Raw genomic sequence first — 15370 nt, forward strand, 5'->3', positions numbered from 1 at the left:
GGCTTGCCCCCTCGCCATGGTGCATGTTCCTGCTGATACTCCGAACCGGCTTCTAAGGCTGAAGATGCGACTGGCCCTATCCCTGCTACTCACCGCCCTGACCCTGCTTCCCGGCTTGTCCGCCAACGCCGCCCCGCCACAGCACGCGCTGACCGTCTACGGCGAACCGGCCAAATACCCCGCCGGCTTCAGCCATTTCAACTATGCCAACCCCCGCGCGCCCAAAGGCGGCAGCCTGCGCCGCTCGGCCATCGAGATCGGCCAGTACGACCATATCCTGCCCTATGTCGACAAAGGCACCGGCGTCACCCAGGTCGACGGCTGGATCTACTCGCCATTGGCCGTGCGCTCCCTCGACGAGCCCTACACCGTCTATGGCCTGGTGGCGGAAAAAATGCAGCGCAGCGATGACGGCCTGTCCCTGCGCTTCTACCTGAACCCCAAGGCCCGTTTCGCCGACGGCACGCCGATCACCGCCGAAGACGTGCGCTACACCTACAACCTGCTGATGACCCAGGGCAGCCTCAGCTACCGCATGCAGTTCGAAGCGGTGAAAGACGTCGAGGTCGAGTCACCGACCCAGGTCCGCTTCGACTTCAAGAACAACGACAACCGCTCGCTGCCACTGGATATCGCCAGCCTGCCGGTGCTGCCGGAACACTGGTGGAAAACCCGCGACTTCGCCGACGGCGGCGGCTACGAAGCCCCCCTGGGCAGCGGCCCCTACAAGGTGAGCAAGATCGACTCCGGGCGCAGCATCACCTTCGAGCGCAATCCCGACTGGTGGGGCAAGGACCTGCCGGTCAGCCGCGGCCTCTACAACTTCGACCGCTTCACCCTCGAATACTTCGGCGACACCGACGTCGCCCGCCAGGTCCTGCGCGGCGGCGCCTATGACTACAATCGCGAGTTTTCCGCCACCGGCTATTCCATCGGCTACGACAGCCCGGCCCTCACCGACGGCCGCCTGCAAAAGGCCCACCTGGCCCAGGAAGCGCCGCAATCCGCGCAGGGCTATCTGTTCAACCTGCAAAAGCCGATGTTCCAGGACCGCCGCGTGCGCGAAGCCCTGGCCATGCTCTGGGACTTCGAGTGGAGCAACCGGCAGATGATGCGCAACATGTACATCCGCCAGCAGAGCTTCTTCTCCAACACCGCCCTGGCCGCGCGGCAGTTGCCCGACAAGGCGGAACTGGCGATCCTCGAACCGCTGCGCGGACAGATTCCCGACGAAGTCTTCACCCAGGTCTTCGAAGCGCCGAAAACCGACGCCAGCGGCAATCTGCGGGACAAACAGCTAAAGGCCCTGGCCCTGCTGGAACAGGCCGGCTGGAAACCCGACGGCGACCGCCTGGTCAACGCCCAGGGCGAACCGCTGACCTTCACCTTTCTCAACGCGCAGAACGGTATCGAGCGATTGCTGTTGCCATATAAACGCAACCTGGCGCAGATCGGCATCCGCATGGATATCCGCCGCATCGACGCCTCGCAGTACGTCAACCGCCTCAAGGCCCGCGACTACGACATGATCGTCAGCGGCTACCCGGTCACCACCTCGCCGGGCATCGAGCTGTACAACTACTTCGGCTCCGCGGCGGCCAACGACCCCGGCTCGAGCAACTTCATGGCCCTGAAGAACCCGGCCGTGGACACCTTGATCAACGGCCTGATCAAGGCCGATACCCAGGCGCAGATGCTCAGCTACGCCCATGCCCTGGACCGGGTGCTGCAATGGAACTACTACTGGATTCCCAACTATTACCCGCCGGGCACCTCGACGGTCTGGTGGAACCGTTTCGGTTACCCCAAGGAGCAGGCCAGCAATGACCCTGCCGTGGAAACCTGGTGGGAAGTCAGCACGACCCCGCTGACCAACGAACAGATGACCGCCGAGCTGATCAAGCGCGGCAGTTCCGGAGGACAGCACTGATGCTGGCGTACACCCTGCGGCGCTTGCTGCTGATCATTCCGACGCTGATGATGATCCTGCTGGTCAACTTCGTCATCGTCCAGGCCGCGCCCGGCGGCCCGGTGGAACAGGCCATCGCCCGCTTGCAGGGCATCGGCGGCGCGGGTGCCGGCGCCCTCGGCGGTGGCGGCGATGCGGTGCAAAGCGCCTCGCGGGCCAGCCGTGGCCTGGACCCCAAGCTGATCGCCGATATCGAGCGCCAGTACGGTTTCGACAAACCGGCCCCCGAGCGCTTCTGGCTGATGCTCAAGCACTACGCCAGCCTGGACTTCGGCAAGAGCTTCTTTCGCGGCGCCCGGGTCACCGACCTGATCCTGGAAAAAATGCCGGTGACCATTTCCCTGGGGCTCTGGGCCACGCTGATCACCTACCTGGTGTCAATTCCCCTGGGCATCCGCAAGGCGACCCGCCACGGCAGCCGCTTCGATGTCTGGAGCAGCACCGCCATCGTCATCGGCTACGCCATGCCGGCGTTCCTCTTCGCCATGCTGTTGATCGTCGCCTTCGCCGGCGGCACCTCGCTGAACTGGTTCCCGGTGCGTGGACTGGTATCGGAAAACTTCGACCAGCTGTCGACCCTGGGCAAGGTCGCCGACTACTTCTGGCACCTGGTGCTGCCGGTCACTTCGCTGGTGATCGGCGGCTTCGCCACCCTGACCATCCTGACCAAGAACTCCTTTCTCAATGAGATCACCCGCCAGTACGTGGTCACGGCTCGGGCCAAGGGCCTGAGCGAACGCCGGGTGCTCTACGGCCATGTGTTCCGCAACGCGATGTTGCTGGTGGTCTCGGGCATTCCCCAGGCCTTTATCAGCGTGTTCTTCGCCGGTTCCCTGCTGATCGAGGTGATTTTCTCCCTCGACGGCCTCGGTCGCCTGAGCTACGAGGCCGCAGTGTCGCGGGACTATCCGGTGGTATTCGGCTCTCTGTTCATCTTCACCCTGTTCGGCCTGCTGATAAAACTGGTCGGCGACCTCTGCTACACCCTGGTCGACCCGCGTATCGATTTTGCCGCGAGGAACGCCTGATGCTCAGACTCTCGCCCGTGAGCCGGCGTCGGCTCGACCGCTTCAAGGCCAATCGCCGGGGCTGGTGGTCGCTGTGGCTGTTCGCCGCGCTGTTCGTCCTGAGCCTGGGGGGCGAGTTGATCGCCAACGACAAGCCGCTGGTGCTCAACTACCAAGGCTCGCTGTATTTCCCGGTGTTCAAGCGCTACACCGAACAGGAATTCGGCGGCCAGTTGCCCTTCCAGGCCGACTACCGCAGCGACTACGTACGCCAGCTGATCACCAAGGATGGCGGCTGGATGCTGTTCCCGCCGATCCCCTTCAGTGCCGACACGCCCAACTATGACCTCAACAAACCGGCCCCCAGCCCACCGACCACGGTGAACTGGCTGGGCACCGACGACCAGGCCCGGGACGTGCTCGCGCGGGTGATCTTCGGCGCCCGGGTGTCGATTCTCTTCGCCCTTGCCCTGACCGCCGTCAGCGCCCTGATCGGTATTGCCGCCGGTGCCCTGCAGGGCTACTACGGCGGCTGGATCGACTTGCTCGGCCAGCGCCTGCTGGAAGTCTGGTCGGGCCTGCCGGTGTTGTACCTGCTGATCATCCTGTCCGGCTTCGTCGAACCGAATTTCTGGTGGTTGCTCGGCATCATGGCGCTGTTTTCCTGGCTGGCCCTGGTGGACGTGGTGCGTGCCGAATTCCTCCGTGGGCGCAACCTGGAATACGTCAAGGCCGCCCGGGCCCTGGGCCTGACCGACCGCAAGATCATCCTGCGGCATATCCTGCCCAATGCCATGAACGCCACCCTGAGCTACCTGCCGTTTATCCTCACCGGGGCGATTTCGACCCTGACGGCCCTGGACTTCCTCGGCTTCGGCATGCCCGCCGGCAGCGCCTCCCTGGGCGAATTGATCGGCCAGGGCAAACAGAACCTGCAAGCACCCTGGCTCGGTTTCACCGCCTTCTTCACCCTGGCGCTGATCCTCTCGCTGCTGGTGTTTATCGGCGAGGCGCTACGCGATGCCTTCGACCCCCGCTCATGAACCAGGCGCCCGAGATGACCGACAACCTGATTGAAATCCGCCGGCTCAATGTTGCCTTCAACGGCCAGCCGGCGGTGCGCAACCTGTGCCTGGATATCCGCGCCGGCGAATGCCTGGCCCTGGTGGGCGAGTCCGGCTCGGGCAAATCGGTCACCGCGCACTCGATCCTACAACTGCTGCCACGCAGCGGCTGCCAGACCGACGGCAGCGTGCGTTATCGCGGCCAGGAACTGCTGGGGGCCGATGATGGCACCTTGCGCAGCATCCGTGGCGACCGCATCGCGATGATCTTCCAGGAGCCGATGACCTCCCTCAACCCGTTGCACAGCGTGGAAAAGCAGATCGGCGAAACCCTGCTGCTGCACAAGGGCATGGGCGGCAAGGCGGCCCAGGCACGGATTCTCGAACTGCTGGAACTGGTGGGCATCCAGAAACCCCGGGAACGTCTCAAGGCCTATCCCCATCAACTCTCCGGCGGCCAACGCCAGCGGGTGATGATTGCCATGGCCCTGGCCTGCGAGCCGGAGCTGCTGATCGCCGACGAACCGACCACCGCCCTCGACGTGACGGTGCAGCGCAAGATCCTGCTGCTGCTCAAATCCCTGCAACAGCGCCTGGGCATGTCGCTGCTGCTGATCAGCCACGACCTCAACCTGGTGCGCAGCATCGCCCAGCGGGTCTGCGTGATGAAGGCCGGGGAAATTGTCGAACAGGCGGACTGCGAAACCCTGTTCAACCACCCCGCGCATCCCTACAGCCGCGTGCTGCTGGACGCCGAGCCGGCGGGCCAGCCACTGCCGCTGGACGACAACGAGGTGGTGTTGCAGGCCGAGGGCATGCGCGTGCGCTTCCAGGTCGGCGGCGGACTGTTCCGACGCAAGGAATACCTGCAGGCGGTGGACGGCATCAGTCTCAGTGTGCAGCGCGGCAAGACCCTGGGCATTGTCGGCGAGTCCGGCTCCGGCAAGTCGACCCTCGGCCAGGCGATCCTGCGTCTGCTGGATTCCAAGGGCAGCATCCGTTTCCAGGGCACGGCCCTCGACGGCCTGAACCAGAAGCAACTGCGGCCCTGGCGCAAACAGATGCAGGTGGTCTTCCAGGATCCGTTCGGCAGCCTCAGCCCACGCATGTCGGTGGCGCAGATCATCAGCGAGGGCCTGGAGGTGCACTGCGCCAACACCCCCGCTGAATGCGACGCCCTGGTGATCCGTGCGCTGGAAGAAGTCGGCCTCGATCCGCAAAGCCGTCACCGCTACCCCCATGAGTTTTCCGGTGGCCAGCGCCAGCGCATCGCCATTGCCCGCGCCCTGGTGCTCAAGCCGGCGCTGATCCTGCTGGACGAACCGACCTCGGCGCTGGACCGCACGGTGCAGAAACAGGTGGTCGCCCTGCTCCGCGATCTCCAGGAAAAACACGGCCTGACCTACCTGTTCATCAGTCACGACCTGTCGGTGGTACGCGCCCTCGCCCACGACCTGATCGTGATCAAGGACGGTCAGGTGGTCGAACGCGGCGCCACCTGCGCAGTGTTCGATGCGCCGCAGCATCCCTATACTCGGGAACTGCTCGCCGCTACGCTGCTGACCCCGACCTGATCGATCGCCGCCCGCCGGCAATGGACGCACCTGCCATGACCGACACCGAAAGCCTCAAGGACTACCAGCAGGTTCGCCTGCTGGCGATTCGTTCGCTGTTCGAAATCATCGAGCAATCCAGCGAAGGCACGGTGATCGTCGACCGCGATGCCAATATCGTCTGGATGAACGAGCGTTATGCCCGGCGTTTCGGCCTGGCCAATGCCAGCGAAGCCATCGGCCGCGCTTGCGAAAGCGTGATCCCGAGCAGCCTGCTGCGCGAGGTGGTGCGCACCGGCCAGCCGATCCTGCTGGATCTGCAGGACACCCCCAAGGAGCCCCTGGTGGTCATGCGCCTGCCGATCCACGATGCCGCCGGGACGGTGATCGGCGCCATCGGCTTCGCCCTGTTCGACGAGCTGCATAGCCTGTCGCCCGTGCTCAAGCGCTACCAGGGCATGCAGGCCGAGTTGGCTTCAACACGCTCGCTGCTGCGCTCGCGGCAGACCAAATACAACTTTGCCCATTTTATCGGCACCAGCGCCGCGAGCCTGGAGGTCAAGCGCCGGGCCCGGCGTGGCGCCAGCAGCGACTCACCGGTCCTGCTGCTGGGGGAAACCGGCACCGGCAAGGAACTGCTCGCCCAGGCCATCCACAGTGCTTCGCCACGGGCGCACAAGGCCTTTGTCAGCATCAACAGCGCGGCGATTCCGGAGACCTTGCTGGAGGCCGAGTTCTTTGGCACCGCGCCAGGGGCCTTTACCGGCGCGGATCGCAAGGGCCGTCCCGGCAAGCTGCAGATCGCCCAGGGCGGCACGCTGTTTCTCGATGAGATCGGTGATATGCCGCTGCCCCTGCAAAGCAAGTTGTTGCGGGTGTTGCAGGAGAAGGAGTTCGAGCCGGTGGGTTCCAACGAGGTGCTGCGCAGCGATGTGCGGGTGATCGCCGCTACCTCCACTGACCTTGAGGCGGCGATCCAGCGCGGTGAGTTTCGCGCGGATTTGTATTACCGGCTCAATGTCCTGCCGATTCAGGTGCCGCCTTTGCGTGAGCGTCTGGAAGATTTGCCGGCGTTGAGCGAGGCGATTCTCGAAGAGCTGCGCAGCCACCATGAACTGGCGGCCGAGGCCTTGGAGTTGCTGGGCCGGCACGCCTGGCCGGGGAATGTCCGCGAGTTGCGCAATGTGCTGGAACGGGCGGCGCTGTTGAGTGATGCACAGGTGTTGAGTGCGGCGGATATTCGTGGGGCGATTGGTACGTTCAAACCGTTGGAACGGCCGCCGGAGCGGACCATGGAGCCGCTGGGCAACGAGACGTTCAGCGCGGCCCGGGAGCGTTTTGATCGGCAATTGATTGAAGCGACGTTGGCGCAGTGTGCCGGAAAGGTCGTGGAGGCGGCAAAGCGATTGGGGCTGGGGCGGTCGACGCTGTACAAGAAGATGGTGGCGTTGGGGATTGTCGAGTCTCAATAGAGAGATATCCATCTCATTAACGAGAGTGCCCTGCACTCTATCGCTGGCAAGCCAAGCTCCTACAGTATTTTGTTGTACCTCAGAGGGGTGTTCGACGCCCTCCTGTAGGAGCCTGGCTTGCCAGCGAAGGGGCCCTCAAACACACCAACGTCTCACTATAGAGACAAAAGTCCACCTCCCTCACTAAAAAAACTAAAAACCCCATATATTTCAATAGCTTGAATAAATGGCACAAAACTCGCAAACCCCACAGGAGATTCAGACCTAACCTACAAAAATAACAATTTGGAGACACACCATGAGTGTGATCATCGCCCTCGCGGCGCTGGCATTACTGATGCTGGCCGCCTACCGTGGCTACAGCGTCATCCTGTTTGCCCCCATCGCCGCCCTCGGCGCCGTCCTGCTCACCGACCCTTCCGCCGTCGCCCCCGCCTTTACCGGGGTGTTCATGGAAAAGATGGTCGGTTTCGTCAAACTCTACTTCCCGGTCTTCCTGCTTGGTGCCGTATTCGGCAAGCTGATCGAGCTGTCCGGTTTCTCGCGCTCCATCGTCGCCGCCGCCATCCGCCTGTTCGGCACCCGCCAGGCGATGCTGGTGATCGTGCTGGTCTGCGCCCTGCTCACCTACGGCGGCGTCTCGCTGTTCGTGGTGGTGTTCGCGGTCTACCCCTTCGCCGCCGAGATGTTCCGCCAGAGCAATATCCCCAAGCGCCTGATGCCGGCGACCATTGCCCTCGGCGCGTTCTCCTTCACCATGGATGCCCTGCCCGGCACGCCACAGATCCAGAACATCATTCCCAGCACCTTCTTCAATACCACTGCCTGGGCCGCGCCCTGGCTGGGGCTGATCGGCACGATCTTCGTGTTCTGCGCCGGCATGCTGTTCCTCCAACGCCAGCGCAACAAGGCCCAGCGCGCCGGCGAAGGCTACGGCACCGAACTGCGCAATGAGCCGGAAACCGCCGAGGACATCCGCCTGCCCAACCCCTGGATCGCCCTCTCGCCACTGTTGCTGGTGGGCATCATGAACCTGCTGTTCACCCAGTGGATTCCGCTCTGGTACGGCAAGACCCACACCCTCAGCCTGGCGGGCATGGCCACGCCGGTACAGACCGATATCGCCAAGATCACCGCCATCTGGGCGGTGCAGGCCGCTCTGTTGGTGGGCATCATCATGGTCTTGATCTTCGGCTTCCGGACCATTCGCGGCAAGCTCGCCGAAGGCAGTAAAAGCGCGGTGGGCGGTGCCCTGCTGGCGGCGATGAACACCGCCTCGGAATACGGTTTCGGCGCGGTCATCGCCTCGCTGCCGGGTTTCCTGGTGCTGGCCGACTGGCTCAAGAGCATTCCCAATCCACTGGTCAACGAAGCCATTACCGTCACCCTGCTGGCCGGGATCACCGGCTCGGCTTCCGGCGGCATGAGCATCGCCCTGGCGGCGATGTCCGACAGTTTTATCAGCGCCGCCCATGCCGCGAATATCCCGCTGGAAGTCCTGCACCGGGTCGCGGCCATGGCCAGCGGCGGCATGGACACCCTGCCCCATAACGGCGCGGTGATCACCCTGCTGGCCGTCACCGGGCTGACCCACCGGGAAGCCTATAAAGATATTTTCTGCATTACCCTGATCAAGACCGTGGCGGTCTTCGTGGTGATCGCCACCTTCTATGCCACCGGCATCGTGTGAGGAATCGACTATGAGTCTCAAAGGTAAAACCGCCCTGGTCACCGGCTCCACCAGCGGTATCGGCCTGGGTATCGCCCTGGGCCTGGCCCGGGCCGGGGCTGACGTAGTGCTCAACGGCTTCGGTGATGCCGGCGCGGTCATCGCCGAGGTCCAGCAGTTTGGTGGCCGGGTCGGCCATCACCCGGCCGATGTCAGCGACCCGGCGCAGATCGCCGAGATGTTCGCCTACGCCGAGCGCGAGTTCGGCGGGGTGGATATCCTGGTCAACAATGCCGGCATCCAGCATGTCGCCACCGTGGAAGAGTTCCCGGTGGAGCGCTGGGATGCGATTATCGCCATCAACCTGTCGTCGGTGTTCCACAGTACACGCCTGGCGCTGCCGGGGATGCGCGCCAAGGGCTGGGGGCGGATCGTCAATATCGCCTCGGTGCATGGGCAGGTCGGTTCCGTGGGCAAGGCCGCCTATGTCGCGGCCAAGCACGGGGTGATCGGCCTGACCAAGGTGGTGGGCCTGGAAACCGCCACGAGTAATGTCACCTGCAATGCCATCTGCCCGGGCTGGGTGCTCACCCCGCTGGTGCAGAAACAGATCGACGACCGTGCCGCCGGCGGGGTCGATCCGCAACAGGCGCAACACGATCTGCTGGCGGAGAAACAGCCGTCGCTGGAGTTTGTCACCCCGGCGCACCTGGGCGAGCTGGTGCTGTTCCTGTGCAGCGAGGCCGGTAGCCAGGTGCGCGGCGCGGCGTGGAATATCGATGGTGGCTGGTTGGCACAATAGTTGATTGCCTGACACCCGCTCTCGAAAACACCACCACACCTGTAGGAGCAGGGCTTGCCCGCGAAGCTTTTGGCGTTCTCGCGGCCCCCTTCGCGAGCAAGCTCAGCTCCCACAATGATCGTGCGCTGCCAAAGACCGGTTCGAAAAAAACAAGGTAAAGACCATGGCCGAAGTCCTCTGGCGCCCCGACGCCGAGCGTGTCAGCAAGACCCGGATCGAAGCGTTCCGGCGCTTCGTCAATCATCGCCACGACCTGCAACTGGACGACTACCCCGCCCTGCACCGCTTCAGCATCGAGCGCCGGGAGGACTTCTGGCAGGCCATCGTCGACTTCTTCGACGTCGAATTCCACAGCCCGGCCAGCGCGGTACTGCACGAAGGCCCGCAGATGCCCAGCGCCCAGTGGTTCCCCGGGGCCACCCTGAACTTCGCCGAACACCTGCTGCGCCGCCGCGACGAACACCTGGCCGTGGTCGCCGTCAGCGAAGACGGACGTCGGGAGACCCTGACCCACGGCGAACTCGCCGCCCAGGTCGCGGGTTTGCAAAAAAGCCTGCGGGCCGCCGGTGTCGGCCTCGGCGACCGGGTCGCCGCCTGCATGCCCAACACCTGGCAAACCCTGGTGGGCATGCTCGCCACCACCAGCCTCGGGGCGATCTGGTCCTGCTCCTCGCCGGACTTCGGCACCCAGGGCGTGATCGACCGCTTCGGCCAGATCGAACCCAAGGTGCTGATCACCTGCGCCGGCTATCGTTATGCCGGCAAGCTGATCGACCAGACCGCCAAGCTCAACGAAATCCTCGAACGCCTGCCCGGCTTGCAGCAACTGGTGATCGTCCCTTACGCCCGTCCCGAAGCGCGCGCCGAAGACTTCCGCACCCAGGCCAACGTGGCGCTATGGAACAACTTCTACCAGGCCGGCGGCGATCCCGAATTCACTCCCGTGCCGTTTGCTCATCCGCTCTACATCCTCTATTCCAGCGGCACCACCGGGGTGCCCAAGTGCATCGTTCACAGCACCGGCGGGGTTTTGCTGCAACACCTCAAGGAGCACGGCCTGCATGTCGACCTGGGCCGTGACGACTGCCTGTTCTACTACACCACCTGTGGCTGGATGATGTGGAACTGGCTGGTCTCGGGCCTCGCGGTCGGCGCCACCCTGGTGCTCTACGACGGCTCGCCGTTCCACCCCCGCCCGCAACGCCTGCTGGACCTGATCGACAGCGAAGGCATCAGTGCCTTCGGCACCAGCCCCAAATACCTCGCCGCCCTGGAGGACGCCGGGCTCGTACCACGCCAGAGCCATCGGCTGGACAGTTTGAAAACCCTGCTGTGCACCGGCTCACCGTTGTCGCTGCGCAGCTACGACTACGTCTATCGCCAGATCAAGGAGGAGCTCTGCCTGTCCTCCATGTCCGGCGGCACCGATATCGTTTCCTGCTTCGTCAGCGGAAACCCGACACTGCCCGTGGTGCGTGGCCGGATGCAGAGCAAGAGCCTGGGCATGGCGGTGGAGGTCTGGGACGACAACGGCCAGCCGGTGCTCGATGCCAAAGGCGAGCTGGTCTGCACCCGGCACTTTCCGGCCATACCGGTGGGTTTGTGGAACGACCCCCAGGGCGAGAAGCTCAAGGCCTCCTATTTCAGCCAGTTTCCCGGAGTCTGGGCCCAGGGCGACTATGCCGAAGAATTCGCCGACGGCGGGATGGTGATCCATGGTCGCTCCGACGCCGTGCTCAACCCCGGCGGCGTGCGCATCGGCACGGCGGAAATCTATCGGCAGGTGGAAAAGGTTGAACCGGTGCTGGAGAGCATCGCCATAGGCCAGCAATGGCAGAGCGATGTGCGGGTGGTGCTGTTCGTCCGTCTGCGCGAGGGCGTCGAACTGGACGAGGCCCTGGAGCAACAGATCCGCCAGGTGATCCGCGCCAACACCACGCCACGACATGTGCCGGCGAAGATCCTCGCGGTCACGGACATTCCGCGCACCCTCAGCGGCAAGATCGTGGAACTGGCGGTGCGTAACGTAGTGCACGGGTTGGCGGTGAAAAACACCGACGCCCTGGCCAATCCCGAGGCGCTGGAGCAGTTCAGAGATAGGACGGAGCTCCAGTCCTGACGCATACGACAGGAGCCGGCTGACCGGCTCCTGCCAACGTGCTAGACCGCCAGGGACTGCAATGTGATGCTGCCAATCGTCGGCTCGGTGCCCGGATTTGGCTCACCGATGGGCACCAGGGTCACCGTGGGCGCGGCCTCCAGTCCCCCTGCGGCGAGCAGCCCGTGTATGCGCTCGCCGACCAGGAAGCTCACACGCGTGGAAGAGGCATGATGCCCGCCATGCATGCCCTGCATACCCACCCCGAACATACTGATGCCGCCCACCAGATACTCCGGTGTCGGCGCGGCCCCGGCCGGCAACCCCAGATAGACCAGGTAGTTGTTGCCTGGCTCTCCGTTCGCGTCGATGGCATCGAACGACAAGGCGTAGACACTGTTGGAAGGCAGCGCCTTGAGCTGCGCACCAAAGGATTGCTTGAGCGCATTGACGGCGACGGGCACCTGCAAGGCCACGCTGGTGGCCTTTCCACCCAAGGCGATCGCCTTGGCCGTGGCGCCAGGTGCGACACTCTCGGCACGCAGCTGGAAGTTTTTCTGAGCGGAGGGAAACGGCAGGCTGCCCTTGGGACGCTCGGCATACTCCGCATAAACGTAGGGATAGGCCAGGGTCGTCGTGTCGAGCACTTCCGACACCTTGACCTTGATGCCCTTGCCCGCCCCATCGGCAAAGACCCAGGTCTCGTTCAGGAAGGCACTGTCATTGGGGTTCTTTCCGCCGCTCTTGTTCCAACTGGCCCAGATACGGTCGATATTGGCATGGTGCAGCCAGAAAATCGGATCGTTCGCCGCCCAAGGGACCTGGCCCATGCCTTTCTGATTGCCGACATCGCCATGCAGGGCGCCGTGGGGGTTGCCATTGATGTTGGAACAGAACCCCGCCACCGTACCCTTGTCAGCGTAGTTGGGCCATTTCATGCAGGACAAGTCGAGCGGGTTACCCGCATCGACCACGGGTTTACCCGCATTCGACCCCGGGTTGCGATCGGGACGATACAGGGGCCCCCAGACGGGGTCCTTCTCCAGCAGAAACTGCTTGGGCATGACACTGTAGTTGTTGCCGCTGGCGCTGTAGGGACCGGTATAGTCCCAGTACGGCAGTGTGAAATCGGGCCGGCCCGAAACAGCGCGGATAATCTGCTCGAAATACAACACATACATACGGTGCCACGGCAGAAAGGCATTGGAATTGACACCCTTGCTGGCGTGGGGCTCGCAGGTCCACCACATGGCCTTCGCCAACTCCTTGTTCGGACTGCTACCGGGGCCGTACATCTTCTCGATGGTCTCCGCCTTGGGTCGATCGCCGGGCATGGCATGGGTGTACCACTGGAAGGTCCAGGACAGCGGATCCCTGGGATCCTTGGCCATCATCTTCTTCACGGCATCGGCATAAATCGCCAACATCTTCTGCCCTTCCTGGGACAGCACGTTGTAACGCACCAGGGTCTTGCCTGGGGCCGCCCAGGCGTTTTTCATAAGACCGAACGGCAGCATCGCCATCCCACCGCCCACCAGCCCTGCTTTCAGCACCTTCCTTCGACTGACAGTCATATTCACTCCTTGAGCCGTACGAATTGATCTCCACAATCAACAGCACGCTCAGAGTAGCAGCGAAGGGGTTTTCCTCCAGAAAAGTGGGAACCTTTACATCAGTCAGATGTCATGATGATCGAAATATGCTCGACCCGCGGCGAATAGCCCGGCTCTTCGGGGCGCACAGGAATGAAGGTCAAGGTAGGCGGCTGCGTCAACCGCCCGGCATCGCGCAAGCGGACCAGCGCCTGGTCGAGCAGAAAGCTGAGCCGTTTGGGATTCTCGGCCACGTAGCGGTCGGGGGTGTCGTAAAAATTCAGCCCCCCCAGGTAGCCGGGATCATCAACGCCGGGAATGCTGTCCCGCGGCAAATCAAGGTAGAGATGATAGGCGACCGCCGGCGCCTCGGCCGCCCAGATACCGGACAAGGCCAGGACCAACGGCCCTCGCCCCATCCAGGACGCCAACCCTTGATCAGTGGGCATCGATGCCTGCAATTCGACCTGCGTCCTTCCGACGCCGAGTTCGACCGGCTGCACAACATCATAGAGCATATCGTCCGCCCAAGCCGTAGAAGACAACGCGAGGATCACGCCAAACAACAGGCTGAAACGCCACATACCCACCTTCCAAAACAGAGCGTTTTTTTACATCCGCTGCTCTTTACTATGGCACCCCCATGCCCGCGCAACGATCTGGCAGCCCAACGGTCGTGTGCCCGTGCAGGCCCATCAGCCCCGGTAACGCAACACCACTGCCCTGAAACTGCCGAACAACGAATGGCCGGCCACCAGGATCCGCCCATCGTCCTGCACCGCCAGGCTGGTGACAGTGTCCAGGCTGTGGCCCAGGCTCGTACGCACCCAGCCGCGCCCACCGGCGAAGTCCCGGTCCAGTTGGCCGTCGGCCAGGTAACGCGCCAGTACAAAGTCCGAGCCAAAGCCCATCAGCGTCGAGCCCGCCACCAGAATCGATCCGTCGGCCTGGACCACGAGGTCGGCCCAAAGACTGCCCGGGGTATCGAGCTCAAGCATCGCCGCATCCGCATCATTAAAACCGGAGTCCATGCCGCCGTGGGCGCTGAACCCCTGCAAGGCACCGCGCATGGGATTGAAACGGTTGCCGACACAGAGCAGTCGCCCTTCATTGCCAGCCGCCAGGTTTGTTACCAGGGAGCTGGCCCCGGCAAAGCCGAACGAGAGAAACCCCAGGTCGCCAAAGTCATGATCGAGACGACCGTCGGCCTCGTAGCGCACCATCAGTCCCAACTGGGGAAAGCCCACCGAGCCACCCACCAGGATCTTGCCGTCGACCTGGACCCGGACGCAGCTCAGCCAGGAGTTCATCAACAAATGCCGCACCACGACAAACCCCCGCCCGTTGAACGCCGGGTCCAGGGTGCCGTCGGGCTGAAGACGGATCAATAATCCGACATAGTCGGCGAAGGTGTAGGTGTGGTTGGCGATCAGCAGGATCTTGCCGTCCTCCTGCACCACGCCCGCGCAGGCCTCGACGCCCGGCAGGCCTGGTGGTAACCAGCCGTCCCGCGGGCCCTCGGCGAGGCCGCCGGGCAAGCGCAGCACCTTCACGCCCTGGTCGCCGAAGGTCGGATCCAGGCGTCCATCGGCGTCAAACCGCGCCACGCCCGGCAAGGTATGCTCGTCGTCCAGGTAGTGCAGGCCGAACAGCAGGATACGTCCATCGGCGAGCAACTGCACGCTACTGGCCATGGCCTCGATACCGGCTTGGAAGCTACCGCAGACAAAACCGCCGTCACCGAAGGAAGCGTCCGGCGCACCATCCTCATGCAGGCGGGCCAGACCAAAACGGCAACCGTCGGCAAAACCCACTTTGAGTGCCACCAGGACCTTGCCATCGGCACAGGCCACTACGTCATTGGCCAGGCTCGACAGACAACCGGGGAACTGCAACCTGACCGTACCCGACTGCCCAAACGTCGAATCCGCTTCGCCCGCCTGGCCAAGTCGATAGCCTCGCAGTTCCTCCAGTATCATGAGCGGGTCCTCCCTGGGAGTGGCGCCCTTCCATACCGTGCCGGCAGGTGGGGCTGCCGGCTATTCAATCGTTCATCGCCGCGCCCCACAACTGTCAGAAATGACAGTTCTACCGCTTTTTCGAGCCAGAACACTGACTTTGCAGCCCTTTTTCATTCCCCCGGG

At 63.5% G+C, this 15370-nt stretch carries 11 protein-coding genes; 8 read left to right on the forward strand and 3 right to left on the reverse strand.

The window, feature by feature from the left end; translation table 11 throughout:
• Positions 1-64: 64 nt before the first annotated feature.
• The 8 genes from M5C56_RS04185 to M5C56_RS04220 all read left to right on the forward strand — a co-directional run bounded on the left by M5C56_RS04185 (position 65) and on the right by M5C56_RS04220 (position 11655).
• Entirely contained in the window at positions 65-1930 is a 1866-nt protein-coding gene (locus tag M5C56_RS04185; RefSeq protein ID WP_103495330.1) for an extracellular solute-binding protein, read from the forward strand.
• Positions 1930-2997 carry a microcin C ABC transporter permease YejB gene (locus M5C56_RS04190; RefSeq protein ID WP_103495331.1) on the forward strand — a complete coding sequence of 356 codons (1068 nt, stop codon included), beginning with the start codon at positions 1930-1932 and terminating at the stop codon, positions 2995-2997. Before M5C56_RS04185 ends, M5C56_RS04190 begins: the two co-directional genes overlap by 1 nt.
• Positions 2997-4019: an ABC transporter permease gene (locus M5C56_RS04195; RefSeq protein ID WP_103495332.1), complete on the forward strand. Its 1023-nt coding sequence runs from the start codon at positions 2997-2999 to the stop codon at positions 4017-4019. The genes M5C56_RS04190 and M5C56_RS04195 overlap by 1 nt, the downstream gene beginning before the upstream one ends.
• A 14-nt stretch (positions 4020-4033) precedes the next feature.
• Positions 4034-5614, forward strand: a complete 1581-nt coding sequence (locus M5C56_RS04200) for an ABC transporter ATP-binding protein (protein WP_103495342.1) — start codon at positions 4034-4036, stop codon at positions 5612-5614.
• 35 nt (positions 5615-5649) lie between these two features.
• On the forward strand, positions 5650-7065 hold the full coding sequence (locus M5C56_RS04205) for a sigma 54-interacting transcriptional regulator (protein ID WP_103495333.1): 1416 nt from the start codon (positions 5650-5652) through the stop codon (positions 7063-7065).
• A 298-nt stretch (positions 7066-7363) separates the two neighbouring features.
• Positions 7364-8755: a GntP family permease gene (locus M5C56_RS04210; protein ID WP_103495334.1), complete on the forward strand. Its 1392-nt coding sequence runs from the start codon at positions 7364-7366 to the stop codon at positions 8753-8755.
• A gap of 10 nt (positions 8756-8765) precedes the next feature.
• Positions 8766-9536, forward strand: coding sequence for a 3-hydroxybutyrate dehydrogenase (hbdH, locus tag M5C56_RS04215; protein ID WP_103495335.1), 771 nt, complete (start codon positions 8766-8768; stop codon positions 9534-9536).
• A 163-nt stretch (positions 9537-9699) separates the two neighbouring features.
• Positions 9700-11655, forward strand: coding sequence for an acetoacetate--CoA ligase (locus M5C56_RS04220; RefSeq protein ID WP_103495336.1), 1956 nt, complete (start codon positions 9700-9702; stop codon positions 11653-11655).
• Positions 11656-11696: 41 nt separating this feature from the next.
• On the opposite strand, the gene M5C56_RS04225 is transcribed toward M5C56_RS04220, so the two are convergent.
• The 3 genes from M5C56_RS04225 to M5C56_RS04235 form a co-directional block, all read right to left on the reverse strand.
• Positions 11697-13208 carry a tyrosinase family protein gene (locus M5C56_RS04225; protein WP_103495337.1) on the reverse strand — a complete coding sequence of 504 codons (1512 nt, stop codon included), beginning with the start codon at positions 13206-13208 and terminating at the stop codon, positions 11697-11699.
• 98 nt (positions 13209-13306) lie between these two features.
• Positions 13307-13810, reverse strand: a complete 504-nt coding sequence (locus M5C56_RS04230) for a hypothetical protein (protein ID WP_103495338.1) — start codon at positions 13808-13810, stop codon at positions 13307-13309.
• A 111-nt stretch (positions 13811-13921) separates the two neighbouring features.
• The gene (locus tag M5C56_RS04235) at positions 13922-15205 is read right to left on the reverse strand and encodes a hypothetical protein (RefSeq protein ID WP_247263049.1); all 1284 of its coding nucleotides are present in this window, start codon (positions 15203-15205) and stop codon (positions 13922-13924) included.
• Positions 15206-15370: the final 165 nt, after the last annotated feature.

The organism is Pseudomonas sp. MWU13-2862 (assembly GCF_023242495.1).
In the GTDB taxonomy this organism is placed as follows: domain Bacteria; phylum Pseudomonadota; class Gammaproteobacteria; order Pseudomonadales; family Pseudomonadaceae; genus Aquipseudomonas; species Aquipseudomonas gingeri_D.

What these genes read in the sequence shown, in the direction of transcription:
- M5C56_RS04185 (WP_103495330.1), top strand. Translation starts at nt 65, where the DNA reads ATGCGACTGGCCCTATCCCTGCTACTCACCGCCCTGACCCTGCTTCCC.
- M5C56_RS04190 (WP_103495331.1), top strand. Translation starts at nt 1,930, where the DNA reads ATGCTGGCGTACACCCTGCGGCGCTTGCTGCTGATCATTCCGACGCTG.
- M5C56_RS04195 (WP_103495332.1), top strand. Translation starts at nt 2,997, where the DNA reads ATGCTCAGACTCTCGCCCGTGAGCCGGCGTCGGCTCGACCGCTTCAAG.
- M5C56_RS04200 (WP_103495342.1), top strand. Translation starts at nt 4,034, where the DNA reads ATGACCGACAACCTGATTGAAATCCGCCGGCTCAATGTTGCCTTCAAC.
- M5C56_RS04205 (WP_103495333.1), top strand. Translation starts at nt 5,650, where the DNA reads ATGACCGACACCGAAAGCCTCAAGGACTACCAGCAGGTTCGCCTGCTG.
- M5C56_RS04210 (WP_103495334.1), top strand. Translation starts at nt 7,364, where the DNA reads ATGAGTGTGATCATCGCCCTCGCGGCGCTGGCATTACTGATGCTGGCC.
- hbdH (WP_103495335.1), top strand. Translation starts at nt 8,766, where the DNA reads ATGAGTCTCAAAGGTAAAACCGCCCTGGTCACCGGCTCCACCAGCGGT.
- M5C56_RS04220 (WP_103495336.1), top strand. Translation starts at nt 9,700, where the DNA reads ATGGCCGAAGTCCTCTGGCGCCCCGACGCCGAGCGTGTCAGCAAGACC.
- M5C56_RS04225 (WP_103495337.1), bottom strand. Translation starts at nt 13,208, where the DNA reads ATGACTGTCAGTCGAAGGAAGGTGCTGAAAGCAGGGCTGGTGGGCGGT.
- M5C56_RS04230 (WP_103495338.1), bottom strand. Translation starts at nt 13,810, where the DNA reads ATGTGGCGTTTCAGCCTGTTGTTTGGCGTGATCCTCGCGTTGTCTTCT.
- M5C56_RS04235 (WP_247263049.1), bottom strand. Translation starts at nt 15,205, where the DNA reads ATGATACTGGAGGAACTGCGAGGCTATCGACTTGGCCAGGCGGGCGAA.